Below are 13,012 nucleotides of genomic sequence, written 5' to 3'. Positions count from 1 at the left end.
AAATACACTGCTCGCTAAGTTTACACGGGCGAGGCAGTTTTACCGTTTTACGACTATGGGAGTATAAATGGTCTGCTCGCTAAGATTACACACGCATTTTAAATTCTACATTACACAACAAAGGCGAGGGCATTTCTGCTCTCGCCTTTAAACTTTTATATAGCTATATAGTAAATTTAAAACTGAAATTTTTTAGTTTTTTCTAAGACAGTTGTTTAAGTTTTTCGGTCAAGATTTCTTTCTCTCGGCTTCCGTTTGTAGCAAAACGGACATAAGGAATTTTATACAAATCTAAAATGTGATTCTTCAATAAATCTCGCTCTGCTTGTTTTGTTCCAGCCTTATGATAATGATAACCATCAACTTCAACAGCTAAAACGGGCTTCTTACTAATCCTGCTGTATATCAGAAAATCCAAGTGTGTAGCACTATTCATTGCATACTTGCACTCTTCATCATTTAACAACTGTGGGTCACGGATTAACATATTTAACGGTTGATGACATATCACACTTAAACCAATTAAATCTTGTTCTTCGAGTACATTTTCGATAAGAGCAAACATTAAATTTTCAGAATCGTATTCTGAAATTCGTTTGTGCTTTTGCAAAAACTCAAATCGACTCTTGGTATAATCAGTATAAAGAAAATCAAAAACTGAATAAATTTTGCTTTCCGTAACTGTGAAATTGTTGTATTCAATGTATGAAACCAAATCACCGATATTGCTATCATTCGGTTGTTTGTTGCCTGAAACAACAAGACAAAGCTCTTTTTTTGCACGGGAAACTGCAACATTAAGCATAAAAGGATCATCAGAAAATTCAGTCACTTCATCATCAACAGTTGTAATAATTATTGCATCCTTTTCTCTGCCCTGAAATTTGTGTATGGTTGCAATATCAATTTGTTGATTATCAATTTCACTTTTCAGTTTATTAACTTGATTATTGTATGGTGCAATAATACCGATTTCTTTTGATTCAAAATTTAGTTTCGGAAGCACTTCATCTTTAACAACTTCAATCTGTCGCAGATTCATCCGCTCTCTTGTGTGTTTTCCTTCAACTGTTTTTATAACAGAAAGAACATCGTTTTCACCGTTATCTTTTGTCATTATAACAAGATTGCCACCATAAAATTTTTCATTACAAAAGTTAATAATTTTAGGATGGCAACGGTAATGTTCACGAAGAAGTGTATTAGAGACATTAGGAATAGCTCTGCAAATTGATTGAAGAAAGCTATTTTCAGTATAATTGTATGAACTTGAAATATTAAAAGATTCGAATATAGAATTCGCTCGATTTTTGATGTCTTCTGTGATAACATTCGGCAACTGTTTTGTATCACCCACTATTACCGCATTCTTTGCACACGATAGAGCTAATGCTCCGGTTGTGACATCAACCTGAGACGCTTCGTCCATTATTATATAATCAAATTTTGCGTTTTTGCCAAGTGAACTCCTTGAAGAAAATGTTGTGCTTAATACTATAGGATATTCATTAAGAAATTCCTGTGGATTTTTCCAAAGATCATCGATTGAAAATTTCTTTCTTCTTTTTGAATTTCCGTATTTTAAAAATAATTTGTTTTTGAGAAAACTCATTGACATATCAGTCAATTTAGTCATTAAGTCATATGCCTTTTTTACTTTCAATTCGTTTTCAAGGGAAGATATTTCATTGGTTAATTCTTGGCCTTTACAAGTGTAGTACATTTTTTGAAAGGCAGTTATAATTTTTGAGATGTCTTGGTCATAAAACTTCCAATCAAAAATTCTGTATTTTAGAAGTCCTTTTAGCTTAAACCAAAAAGAAATTTTGCTTTCTTTTTCAGCTATATATAAGCACTCTTGCCATAAAGTCATTAAGTCAAAAGATTTAATATTTTTCTTTATACGAACTTCATTTTCGGTAGTTGTTTCAGAAATATAAACATCAAAATGTTCTTTTTCGACTGTAAGGTTTTGAAGTTCAATTCGGGCATTTGCCAATCTTTCTTGTTTTTCAAATATATCCTTAAGCTCATTTGAACATTCCTGTACTTGCTGCAAAGAAATATTTTCGTCACTCTTCCAAGATGAAATGTTTGGATATTCATACATTTGGGATTTAATAAATTCGTTTTTATTTTTAGAACTGCCCAAAGGAGCAACAAGAAAACCAAGGTTATACTTATCCGAATTTAGCTTTTCAAATACATTAAGTGTTGCGGAATTGTTATTTGATACAATCTGAACAGATTTTCCGTCAACAAGTAGGTTAGCAATGATATTTAGAATTGTCTGTGTTTTTCCTGTACCCGGTGGTCCCTCAATTACACTAACTTGATTTTCTAAAGCATTTTTTACAGCTTTATACTGACTTGCATTACAACCAAAAGGAAAAATAGGGATTATATTTTTATTAAAGCTATTCAAACTGAAATCGTTTGGAGATAAGTATGAAGCTAATGCCGAGTCAGTTGATAAATAGTCAATTTTCTCATATTGTTTTGAAAGTAGTTTAGTTCCGTCATCAGCCTTTAACTCAGCTAAATCAGCTATTTGTTTGAAATATTCAAGAACACTTTTAACGGTGCTATTATCTAAACAAGAATGGTCAATTTGTAAATCAGAACCTAAGTAATCACTTTCCTTACCATTGTCAAAACAAATATGATAATAATTTCTGTATGAATTTTCAAATAAGTAGATTGCTTCAATGTTAAATAATTCATTTTCACCGTGAGTTATTTTAACGGTATTAGGATTAATAGCGATAGGTTTTTTTAACCAAGTAACATTATTATAGTTGTAACTGTACACTTTACCGTTATTAAAAATTATATCGTACTTATGAGTTGTGTTGTTATAATTACAAAACTTTATATCAGGAGTAACTATTCTTCCGTTTGCAATTATCATATTACTCTTTGTATTCAAACTATCACCCTTTAGATGTTGAATCAATATTTTTATTATACTACATTTTAGATTTAACAGCAAATGAAAAAAGAAGAATATCAAAACGATACTCTTCTTTAAGTAATTTAGATGTGGTATATCACTTCACCATTCACAATTTCCGCTGCTCGGTTGCGGATATTATTCATCTTTTGCACCCACAACATCATATCGGTTTCTTTGAGTTTTTCGGTAACATTTTCCTTTTTGGCAAGTGATTTTACTGTTTCGTCGAATAGCAATTTTGCTCTTTGGTCGATTTCGGCAAGATATGAATTAAGTATGCCTGCCGTCAAAAGATTGTAATAAATCACTTTGTGACGTTGTTTCAAGTATCGCTTGTGCCTCATTCCCCACACGCCTATTTGGGCGTTTTGCTCTGTGTTGAGTTTGAGATTTGGCAAGCGATAATCTCCCACCTTGCGATATGTACCGCCTTGTTTTTCGTAAATTGTCATTGTCTTTTCCTCCGTTTGATTTATTTGTAAATGCAGCGTTCGGCGAAGCGAAGCATTGCAATACAGTACTTTTCAAACGGTGTCAACGTTTTATGATGGGGGTCTCCCTCACGAATACGAAGCGTCCGCCTGATTTCTTTCGGTATAACCACTCTGCCGAGATCGTCAATTCTTCTGACGATTCCTGTTGCTTTCATATTTAAAACTCCCTTCGGACAGTTATGTCCCTTGTCTGATACATATTCAGCAAATTATTTGCAGTAATATTGTTTGATTCATACAGTTTTTTATACCGAAATTTTCTTTGGTGACATATTTTTACAGCATATAAAAAATATAACTTTATCACGATTTAGTTAATCGTAACCACCTAAATTGCAAAATAATCTTGACTTAGCAAAAACAGTGGTTTATAATTTAGTTAATCGTAAATAACTAAATCGTAGATGAGTAATTTGCAAACGGTCAGAGGTGAGAATTTTGTTTATAGGCAGAAAGAATGAGCTTTTACAGCTTAACAGATTGTATAACAGCGGAAAATTTGAATTTGCCGTCATATACGGTCGCCGCCGTGTAGGAAAAACGGCTATCATAAACGAGTTTGTCAAGGATAAAAACGCAATTTGTTTCACAGGAGTTGAAACAAATGCAAAGCAAAATCTTGAAAATTTGAGCGAGTGCATTCTTGAATTTTCAACAGGAATGAAAACGGATACTGCTTTTTCAAACTTTCAGTCGGCACTTGAATATGTTTTTAAATTGTCAGAGAACAAAAGAATCGTCCTTTGCCTTGACGAATATCCGTATGTAGCAAGAGCGTCAAGAAGTCTTGCATCAACACTGCAAATGTTAATTGACAAATATAAAGACAGTTCAAAGTTGTTTCTTATTCTCTGCGGTTCATCAATGTCGTATATTGAGGACCATGTGCTTGCATACAAAGCACCCTTGTATGGCAGAAGAACGGCTCAATTTAAGATTTTGCCGTTTGAATTTTGCGAGGCTTGTGAGTATTTTAACGGAATGTCACCTGAAGATAAGGCGCTTGCCTACGGGCTTGTGGGAGGTACACCGCAATATCTTTTGCAGATTAACAACAAAATTTCAATAGAGGATAATATAAAAAATATTTTTCTGAATCCTGTATCGGCTCTGTATGAAGAGCCTAACAATCTTTTGAAACAAGAGGTAAGAGAGCCGGCTATTTATAATGCCGTGATTACGGCAATTGCTACGGGTGCATCAAAAATATCGGAGATTTCAACAAAGGTTGGAGAAACCTCAAGCACTTGTGTTGCTTATGTCAAGAATCTTGTTGCTCTCGGAATTGTGAGAAAAGAAGTGCCGTACGGTGAAAAATCCACAAAGAAAACAATTTATTCTATTGAGGATAATATGTTCAGATTTTGGTATCGTTTTGTGCCGGAAAATTCTTCGATAATTTCAAGAGGTGCGGTTGAACTTGCGTACAGTCGAATTGCACCGTATTTGTCGGATTATATGGGTGCTGTGTTTGAAGAAATCTGCAAGCAGTATTTGTGGAAAAGGTTGCTGAACGGTGATTCCGAAATTGATTTTACGGATATCGGCAGATGGTGGGGAACAAATCCAAAAACAAGACAACAGGAGGAAATTGATATAATCGGCTCGGCAGATAAAAATACGGCTCTTTTTGGTGAATGTAAGTGGCGTAATGAAAGTGTTGACCTCGGTATTCTTGAAACACTTGTTGAACGCAGTAAGCTTTTTAATTTCGACAAAAAGCATTTTTATATTTTTTCAAAGTCCGGTTTTACAAAGGGTTGCATTGATAAGGCAAATGAACTCGGAAATGTCAGCCTGATTGCTTATGATGATATTTTAAAATATAATAACGAAAATTAAATGTAAAAATCCCCGTCGGAGAATGCTGAGGTTTTATAAGGCAGTATGATAAAACTTAATAAAACTAAGGCATTGCAATGGCAGATGAGGCTTTGACTGTAAAAGGTCAGAGCCTTTTTCTATTTCTTAAATCCACACATTTGTCTTTTCGTTTTGTATTCAGCATAATGAAGTTACCAAATCCAAGGAGGCTTCAATATGAAAACAAATTTTGAAAATATAGGCGGTAGTTATTCGCAACAAGGCGATTATCTTTTGCCAACTCTTACGCTACCTGATGAAAACCAAAGGCAAATCAGTGTGTGGGCAATGAGGCACAGACGCTATTTGAAATCAAGTCATCGAGTGCTTTATTACAATCTTCTTACATCGGGTAAGCTTTACAATTACCTTGCCGATGTTGAGCTTCAGGCAGAGAATTTGTTTGAACAGACAATAAAATCACTTGCTGAGCAGGAACAAGTTACGGAAAAACTCAAAGCCGAAAATATGATGTTGTGGGTGCAAAAGATGAATAATATTCGCAACAGAGCAACAGAAATCGTTAATGAACAAGTAATTTATAAATGAGAAAAAGGCACAACTTGCGGAGAAAATTTTCGTATGTTGTGCCTTAATTTTTTTGTGAAATTGAATGTACAAACTTAGCGAGCAGACCATTTGGTTATCCAAACGGTAATTTTCTCGTTAGGGACACCCTAAGACCCGCTTTTTGTATTCGACTTTAATATTGAAAAAACGAAGTGGCTCAATGTTGCAAAGGAAAACATTATTGACATATAGTCAAAGAGATAAAGCAGTAGGTGTTCGTTATCTCCAAGGAGGAAAAACTGATTTTTCAGAAACAGGTAAGATGCTATATCCCGTTTGAAAAATGCGTAAATTCCGTATGCGAAAATGAGTATGAATATTATTTTGAAAACAGTCCTCACTTTTGGTGAGAGTTGCTTTTTCTTTTTTATCATTAGCAAAATCATATTGAAATGAAGTCCAAGGTGGAGCGACATAAATATAAATCCCCAATATGCAGAAAGCATATGGATTCTGTTCGCTGCATAGGTTGATTTTATATTCAAAAATGTAAACAGATGCCTTGAAACAATTACCCCGCTGACGATTGAGCCGACAAATGATATAAGCACAAGCAAAACAAGAATATTTTGAAAAATTCTTATAGGTGTTTGCCTGCCTTTTGTTAAATGCTTTGCCCAATTTATATTGAGTGCGTGATGAACAACAAAAAGCACAAACATAGCAACGCCGACTACCTCGTGTGCAGTTGAGCCTAAAAGTTCGTAGGACATCAAAAGAAGCAGAGCAAATGTCATTAAAATATCAATTGGCGGCTTTAGTTTTAATTTTGTTTTTGAATTCATACGGTTTTGTTTAAGTCTTCAGCCTCTTTGGCGTTCGTTGCCATTCCCATATATTTCATACCGTAAAGTCCGGCAAAGCGTTTCATTGTGTATTCGCCTGTGTCAAGCATCCAATTTTCAGGTGCTGCACCTTGAAATACAAAATATAACTTTCTGCCTAAGAGCTCGCTCTCGTCAACCTTGCCGTAAAAACGGTCTAAAACATTACGAACAGAGCCGCAAATATTGTGCCAATAAAGCGGAGAACCGATAACGATTGTGTCAGCCTCTTTCATTTTTTCAATCACTCTGTCAAGTCCGTCATGAGGTAAAGTTTGACCGTATGAGCCGATTGTGAAGTCAGTTAAATTAAGTGTTTCGTATTCCTTGCCGTTCAAAAGAATTGAGGCAAGATTAGCAGTATTTCCGTTTTTGTTCGGACTGCCGTTAATAAAAAGAATTTTCATAATATTACCTCTCTTAATAATTTAATGTTCGCCGAAAAGCCAAGACATAATGGTATCACCGTAACAGTAACCGCCAAAAGCACAACTGTAAATTTACGGATTTTATTTAAGCTCAAGACCGTTCACCCAAGATTCAACCTTGCTTGATGAGGCATCTGAAGAAAATCTTTCGCCATCCTGCCAATTGCCTGTGCCTGCCATATCGGCTAAAAGGTCACCACTCTGACCTAAGCCTGATGATGTTGATGTGCAAAACGGAATAACGGTTTTGCCGCTGAAATCATTGCCCTTAACAAAATTGTTTACAGGCCAAGCAGCAATGCCCCACCAAATCGGATAGCCGATAAATACTGTATCATAATCTGCCCAATTATCAGGCGTAGTCTTTGTAAGTGGTACATCACGCTTGCTTTCGTCGTTGTGCTCAACACTTACGCGGCTATTGTCATCAGTCCAGTTAAGGTCATCGCTTGTGTAAGGGTCAACAGGTGTAATCTCAAACAAATCTGCTCCGGAAGTGTCGGCTATAGTTTCTGCAACAGCTTTTGTGCTACCTGTTGCAGAATAATAAACAACTAATATTTTTGAATGTGTATTAGAATTTTGGGTATTTTCATCGGTAGATTTTGAAGTATCTGCCGTTTGTGAAGTGCTTGGGGTTGTATTTGAATTGTCGCTCGAATTATTAGAGCAAGCTGCGAACGAAAACACAAGCACGAATGCCAAAAGAATTGAGGTTAATTTTTTCATAATCTTAATCTCCTTTAATTTAATTATTTTTGTTCGTCAACAGGCGGTATCATCTCGGCATACTTTTTAAGCATTTCCGGTGTTGAGGTATAATATCTTACACCCTTATCAAGTAATGATATTTTTGCCATTTCTTCATTAGTAAGTGAAAAATCAAAAATATCAAAATTTGCCTTGATATGGTCGCTGTTCTTTGAACCCGGGATAATAATGTTGCCCTCCTGAATATGCCAACGAAGAATGATTTGAGCTGTCGACTTACCGTATTTTTCAGCAAGGCTCTTAAAGAGTGGCTCGTTAAGAAGTGCACTGTCACCGTGACCCAGCGGATACCAAGCCTGAATTTTAATATCCTCGTGAGAAAGGAATTTTTTAAGTTCCTTTTCCTGATAATAGGGGTGCACTTCGGTTTGAAGAACGGACGGCTTAACCTCGCAGATATTTAGGATTTCGCAAATCTGCTCTTCATTAAAGTTTGAAAGACCGATTGCACGAACCTTGCCTTCCTTGTATGCCTTTTCCATTTGCTTATATCCTGCAATATAGTTTCCGGCAGGCTGATGAATTAAAAGCAAATCAATATAATCTGTTTGAAGTCTATCAAGAGTTTTATCTACTGCGTCGTCCTGCTCATAAAATGACGGCCAAAGCTTTGTCTCAAGAAAAATATTTTTACGGTCAATGCCAGCGTTTTTCATTGCTCTGCCTACTGCTTTTTCGTTGCAATAAGCATTTGCTGTATCAATAAGCTGACATCCGTTTTTGAGAGCGTAGGTTGCAGATGCTTCTGCCTCGTCAGGGGACAGCAAAAATGTTCCGATACCCTGCATAGGCATTTGATCATCGTTATTTAATTTTGTAAATTCCATAATAGTTACTCCTTTTCTGCTTGATAATTAAATTTTAATATCTAAAGTTTACTTTAGGTCAAGGGTTTACTTACATTCTTCAAAAATTTTTAATATTTCCTCGTGTGTCATCTTTTTGTATGCACCCGGTACAATGCCGCATGAATCTGCAATTTCTTTAAAATTGATGTTTTCATCAATTCCAAGTTCCTTAAAGGTTGTCGGCATACCGATTTCCTTAATAAAATCTGCCAGGGCCTCAACACCTGCCTTTGCAAGCTCTTCGTCTGTTTTGCCGTCTTTTGAAACACCCCAAACATTAACTGCAAACTGAGCAAATTTCTTTTCGCCTGCCTTGCAAATATGTCTGTAATAAACAGGGTGAAGAACGGCAAGACCTGCACCGTGGTTACAGTTAGTGTATGCGCCGAGCTGATGCTCCATTTGGTGGCACTCAAAATCCGTCTTTTTGCCAAGTTTGATGATACGGTTTTCAGCCATTGTTGCGTCCCACATCAGGTTACTTCTTGCTGTGTAGTCCTCGGGATTTTTGATAGCGGCACGCAAATTGGTGATAACATTTTTCATAAGAGCCTCGGATATATCGTCCGATACATTGCTTTCGTTCGGCTCACTGAAATAGATTTCCATAATGTGTGAAAGAGTATCAAAAGCACCCGATACCATTTGAAATTCAGGAACACTGTATGTGTAGGTCGAATCAAGCATAACGAATTTTGCGTTAAGCTGAGGATAATCTTTGCCTGTTTTGATTTTAAGTTCTTCGTTTGTGATTACCGCACCGCCGTTGCATTCACTACCCGTGCCTGAAACAGTGACGATAATACCAAGCGGCAACGGTTCAAAATCAATTACACCCGGTCTTGCCCAAAAGTCAGCCCAAATGTCGCCGTCATATTTTGCACCGAGTGAAATTGCCTTACAGCAGTCCATAACACTTCCGCCGCCGACTGCAAGAATCAAATCAGCATGGCTTTCTTTGGCAAGTTTGACGCCCTCAAGCACCTTGCTGTAGGTCGGGTTTGACGGAATACCGCTAAACTCAACAACTGCCTTATTTTCTTTTTTGAGTACGGTTATAACCTCGTCATAAATGCCGTTTTTCTTAATCGAGCCACCACCGTAGCAGAGCATAACCGTGTCGCCGTAAGCTGAAAGAATATTTGAAAGATATTCTTTTACACAGCCTTCGCCGAAATATACCTTTGATGAATTTTCAAAAACAAAATTATTCATAGCTTTCTCTCCTATCCTGAAAATTTGATTTTATTATTTCATCGAGTGATACATTTTCATTTCTGTATCGCTCGTTTTTGTTTTTCTCGTGCTTAACGATAATTGCCTTTTGAGGGCAAGCGTGAACACAGGCAAGGCAGTATTCGCATTTTTTGCTTCGCCTTTGTGCATAATTTGTCAGCACAATTATATTACCTGTCGGGCAAACCTTTTCGCACACTTTACAGCCGATACATTTATCGGTTATTTTAATCATCTTGCCGTTATTAAATGACGGAATAAGTTTGTTAAGCGTTGCCACTTGCTTGTGGAGCTTTCTGTCTGCGTCTGTTGCAGAGGGAATGCCTTTTTTCATCAGTCGAATATTCTTGATAATATGTGCAATTTGAATATCCGTCTGCTTGTCAATTTTCTTTTCTTCTGCCATATCAAATACAGGCAGGTAATTATCAACGCAGTGAACGGTATCTATATAATCAAAGTTGATACCGAGAGCCTTAAACTCGTTATATGTAAACTCGGGGCAGTCGCTTGCACTGTTGCCATAGGTTAAAATGAGATACATATATTTTGTATCAAACTTCGATTCTTTCAAAAATTCTTTTACCGTATTCGGTATTTCGCCGCAATAAACAGGGCAAACAATACCGATTTGGTTGTCTGAATAGATTGATGAATTTTTTATAGCCTGCGGTATGCTGACAGGATATTTGTCAATACACTTTGCAACATAAAGGCTGTTGCCCGTTGCGGTGAAATAAAATACCATAATTACTTCCTCTTTTTTATCACTTTCGACCCACCGAAAACAGCGGACATATTTATATTATCAAGCTTATTATCAATCGCTGATACCTCATCGCTCGTTAATATAATATCTGCCACTCCTTCGTTGTTTTTCTTTTCAACTATATTATAAGAAAAACGAGACCTCGTATGAAGTCTCGTTTTGTTATTCAGTATATACCTTTAGATTATAACTGCTTATTTAGTTTTAACTATATTCTTAGCCGCATCTAAAACCCGTCGAACATTTTCGCTTGGAGTCATCGAATGTAAAAGACCGTACGGAATGCTGTATTCCCACTCAACAGGAATAACTTTCAGCAAAGGATGAACATTTGCCCAACCCGGTATTGCAAGCAAAACATCGTTCGTGTTTTCGCATCTGTTAAATATGCTCATATTGTAAAAATCGAAATCAACAATATGTATCTGCGTATGATTTTGCCAAATATCATCACGCAATTGGTCAACATAATTGCTCCAGCCACGGTGCATAAGCATTAAATTTTCGCCGTATAAATCGCTGATTTGAAGCTTATCCTTTTGTGCAAGCTTGTGGTGAATGGATACGGCACAGCAAAACGGCTCACGAGATAATTGCAAGCCCTCGCATTTTCTGAGTTTAAGCATTGTGTCGTCAAATATTCCGCCGATAATATCAATGTTCTTCCCCAAATTCGCAAGTATTTCTTTTGCGTTTTCGGGTGTGTTCTCAAATGGAACAATTTCAAATTTTATATCCGGGCATTGCTCTTGAATTTTCGGCCACATTTGCATAAGTAATTGAGCAGGAGTTGTAGGCGACGAGCCGATACGAATAATATTTTCGCCCTCGCTCATTGCATTTTTCGCCCTGACAACACTGTCCTTGCAATAGCCGATAATGTACTTAGCGTCTTGATAAAGCGACTTGCCTGCGTTAGTCAGTATCAACCCACGGTGCGTACGCTCAAACAAAACCAAGTCAAGCGAGCTTTCAAGCAAATTGATTTGCTTAATAACGGCAGTCGGCGTGATATACAATTCCTCTGCCGCTTTGTTAAAACTTCCTGCGTCCGCAACCTTTATAAATGTTTCTATCTGTGGATTATACATCATCCCACCACCTACATAACAAAATTAAATCACAATCTGTTGTATATCAAAATGATAAATATTTTTCTTAATTATACTTTAAAACTCTCAAAAAATCAAATTGACTAATAAATATCCGTCTGAACACACAGGCGGCTATTTTAATTTTTTAACTTTTCCATCTTATGGTGGTACAAAACGCTTCCCCCTGTTCAAACAAGTAAAGGGCATAAAAAATTTTTCCAAATAATTTTCATTAAACCGTCAATTTTGGGTGTGCATTTCGTCACCCTTTGTCCAAATGAGTAGAGAGGTAAATATTAAAAAATATAAATTTTTCAAAAACACCCCCCAAAAAAGCGTTCTCAGTTCTAACAAGTGAAGGGGTAATAAAAAAATATTGGTCAGAGGGTTAATTTTTGCCCGTTTTCGTTGCCTACCAAGTGAGAGGGAAAAATTATTTGCAAATAGGGGGTGCAAAATGCCTCTCCCGGTTCAAACAAGTGAAAGGAGTTTTTACAATGCCGAGATTATCAAAGAAAGCAAAACAAGAATGGGATTTTTTCATAAATCCCGAAACAGGCAGAAGAACATACAACAGCCTTTGCCGAAAATGCAAAAACAAATGCAAGCAGAGCTACAAGGCAATCGTTATTTTCTGCCCGAAGTACAAATCCAAAAGAGGTGCAAAAAGCGTTAAAAAATCGCCGTGAATATGATGACAGCGGTTAATTTAATATAGCGATACTTGTTTTCAATAAAATGTCGATACAAAAGAAAAAATTACCGATTTCGGCACCAAATCAATACAGAAACAGAGGTGATACAGTGAACAAATATTTCAAAATATCGGATGCTAAAAACTTTGCTTTCTACAAAGTACCGAAAGCGTTATTTGAAGAGAAGTACAAATCTGTTTCAACCGATGCGAAAATGTTGTACGGACTTTTGCTTGACCGAATGCATTTGTCCGTCAAAAACGGTTGGATAGATAATCAAGGCAGAGTATATCAGTATTTTACGATAAAGTCTGCCCAAGAAAAACTGCATTTCGGTCACGAAAAAATATGTAAATTGTTCTCGGAACTTGAAACTTCGGACTTAATACTTCGCAAAAAGCAAGGTCAAGGCAAACCGAGCATTATCTATCTGAAACAATTCTGATTTTCGGTTTTCTTAATTT

13 protein-coding genes and 1 pseudogene are annotated in these 13,012 nt (G+C 36.4%); 4 read left to right on the top strand and 10 right to left on the bottom strand.

Annotated elements, in window-relative coordinates:
- Nucleotides 1-202: 202 nt before the first annotated feature.
- The 3 genes and pseudogenes from QDI94_RS05910 to QDI94_RS05900 all read right to left on the bottom strand — a co-directional run.
- Nucleotides 203-2,929, bottom strand: coding sequence for an AAA domain-containing protein (locus QDI94_RS05910; RefSeq protein ID WP_153044448.1), 2,727 nt, complete (start codon nucleotides 2,927-2,929; stop codon nucleotides 203-205).
- 107 nt (nucleotides 2,930-3,036) lie between these two features.
- Entirely contained in the window at nucleotides 3,037-3,408 is a 372-nt protein-coding gene (locus QDI94_RS05905) for a TnpV protein (protein WP_101069504.1), read from the bottom strand.
- A 98-nt stretch (nucleotides 3,409-3,506) separates the two neighbouring features.
- A pseudogene (locus tag QDI94_RS05900) lies at nucleotides 3,507-3,605 on the bottom strand (AbrB/MazE/SpoVT family DNA-binding domain-containing protein); the annotation flags it as partial.
- A gap of 283 nt (nucleotides 3,606-3,888) precedes the next feature.
- Between QDI94_RS05900 and QDI94_RS05895 the strand changes: the two are divergent.
- Together QDI94_RS05895 and QDI94_RS05890 are read left to right on the top strand one after the other, a co-directional pair.
- Nucleotides 3,889-5,292, top strand: a complete 1,404-nt coding sequence (locus QDI94_RS05895; RefSeq protein ID WP_278867882.1) for an ATP-binding protein — start codon at nucleotides 3,889-3,891, stop codon at nucleotides 5,290-5,292.
- Nucleotides 5,293-5,490: 198 nt separating this feature from the next.
- Entirely contained in the window at nucleotides 5,491-5,862 is a 372-nt protein-coding gene (locus QDI94_RS05890; protein WP_278867880.1) for a TnpV protein, read from the top strand.
- A gap of 128 nt (nucleotides 5,863-5,990) precedes the next feature.
- Here the strand turns inward: QDI94_RS05890 and QDI94_RS09900 are convergent, their stop codons facing one another.
- The 7 genes from QDI94_RS09900 to QDI94_RS05860 all read right to left on the bottom strand — a co-directional run bounded on the left by QDI94_RS09900 (nucleotide 5,991) and on the right by QDI94_RS05860 (nucleotide 11,850).
- Nucleotides 5,991-6,545 carry a DUF4405 domain-containing protein gene (locus QDI94_RS09900; protein WP_423816694.1) on the bottom strand — a complete coding sequence of 185 codons (555 nt, stop codon included), beginning with the start codon at nucleotides 6,543-6,545 and terminating at the stop codon, nucleotides 5,991-5,993.
- 119 nt (nucleotides 6,546-6,664) lie between these two features.
- Nucleotides 6,665-7,114, bottom strand: coding sequence for a flavodoxin family protein (locus QDI94_RS05885; protein WP_278867878.1), 450 nt, complete (start codon nucleotides 7,112-7,114; stop codon nucleotides 6,665-6,667).
- A 102-nt stretch (nucleotides 7,115-7,216) separates the two neighbouring features.
- Entirely contained in the window at nucleotides 7,217-7,864 is a 648-nt protein-coding gene (locus QDI94_RS05880) for a flavodoxin (protein WP_278867875.1), read from the bottom strand.
- A 23-nt stretch (nucleotides 7,865-7,887) separates the two neighbouring features.
- A complete protein-coding gene (locus QDI94_RS05875) occupies nucleotides 7,888-8,733 on the bottom strand; it encodes an aldo/keto reductase (RefSeq protein WP_278867872.1) in 846 nt (281 codons plus the stop codon).
- 66 nt (nucleotides 8,734-8,799) lie between these two features.
- A complete protein-coding gene (locus QDI94_RS05870; RefSeq protein ID WP_278867870.1) occupies nucleotides 8,800-9,969 on the bottom strand; it encodes an iron-containing alcohol dehydrogenase in 1,170 nt (389 codons plus the stop codon).
- Nucleotides 9,962-10,738, bottom strand: a complete 777-nt coding sequence (locus tag QDI94_RS05865; RefSeq protein WP_278867868.1) for an EFR1 family ferrodoxin — start codon at nucleotides 10,736-10,738, stop codon at nucleotides 9,962-9,964. The genes QDI94_RS05870 and QDI94_RS05865 overlap by 8 nt, the downstream gene beginning before the upstream one ends.
- 215 nt (nucleotides 10,739-10,953) lie before the next feature.
- Complete coding sequence (locus tag QDI94_RS05860) at nucleotides 10,954-11,850, bottom strand: LysR family transcriptional regulator (RefSeq protein ID WP_249377252.1); 897 nt, start codon at nucleotides 11,848-11,850, stop codon at nucleotides 10,954-10,956.
- A gap of 500 nt (nucleotides 11,851-12,350) precedes the next feature.
- On the opposite strand from QDI94_RS05860, the gene QDI94_RS05855 reads away from it, so the two are divergent.
- Nucleotides 12,351-12,542 (top strand): hypothetical protein, encoded by a 192-nt coding sequence (locus tag QDI94_RS05855; protein ID WP_278867866.1) that lies wholly within the window; start codon nucleotides 12,351-12,353, stop codon nucleotides 12,540-12,542.
- A 115-nt stretch (nucleotides 12,543-12,657) separates the two neighbouring features.
- The gene (locus QDI94_RS05850) at nucleotides 12,658-12,993 is read left to right on the top strand and encodes a replication initiator protein A (protein WP_278867863.1); all 336 of its coding nucleotides are present in this window, start codon (nucleotides 12,658-12,660) and stop codon (nucleotides 12,991-12,993) included.
- Nucleotides 12,994-13,012: the final 19 nt, after the last annotated feature.

The sequence above is a fragment of the Ruminococcus bromii genome (assembly GCF_928721825.1).
Taxonomy (GTDB): domain Bacteria; phylum Bacillota; class Clostridia; order Oscillospirales; family Acutalibacteraceae; genus Ruminococcoides; species Ruminococcoides bromii.
This window is presented reverse-complemented; position numbering and strand designations above follow the sequence as displayed.

Excerpts from the sequence above, each read along its gene's own strand:
- QDI94_RS05890 (WP_278867880.1), top strand. The coding sequence starts at position 5,491 with ATGAAAACAAATTTTGAAAATATAGGCGGTAGTTATTCGCAACAAGGC.
- QDI94_RS05905 (WP_101069504.1), bottom strand. The coding sequence starts at position 3,408 with ATGACAATTTACGAAAAACAAGGCGGTACATATCGCAAGGTGGGAGAT.
- QDI94_RS05885 (WP_278867878.1), bottom strand. The coding sequence starts at position 7,114 with ATGAAAATTCTTTTTATTAACGGCAGTCCGAACAAAAACGGAAATACT.
- QDI94_RS09900 (WP_423816694.1), bottom strand. The coding sequence starts at position 6,545 with ATGTTTGTGCTTTTTGTTGTTCATCACGCACTCAATATAAATTGGGCA.
- QDI94_RS05860 (WP_249377252.1), bottom strand. The coding sequence starts at position 11,850 with ATGTATAATCCACAGATAGAAACATTTATAAAGGTTGCGGACGCAGGA.
- QDI94_RS05880 (WP_278867875.1), bottom strand. The coding sequence starts at position 7,864 with ATGAAAAAATTAACCTCAATTCTTTTGGCATTCGTGCTTGTGTTTTCG.
- QDI94_RS05870 (WP_278867870.1), bottom strand. The coding sequence starts at position 9,969 with ATGAATAATTTTGTTTTTGAAAATTCATCAAAGGTATATTTCGGCGAA.
- QDI94_RS05855 (WP_278867866.1), top strand. The coding sequence starts at position 12,351 with ATGCCGAGATTATCAAAGAAAGCAAAACAAGAATGGGATTTTTTCATA.
- QDI94_RS05875 (WP_278867872.1), bottom strand. The coding sequence starts at position 8,733 with ATGGAATTTACAAAATTAAATAACGATGATCAAATGCCTATGCAGGGT.
- QDI94_RS05865 (WP_278867868.1), bottom strand. The coding sequence starts at position 10,738 with ATGGTATTTTATTTCACCGCAACGGGCAACAGCCTTTATGTTGCAAAG.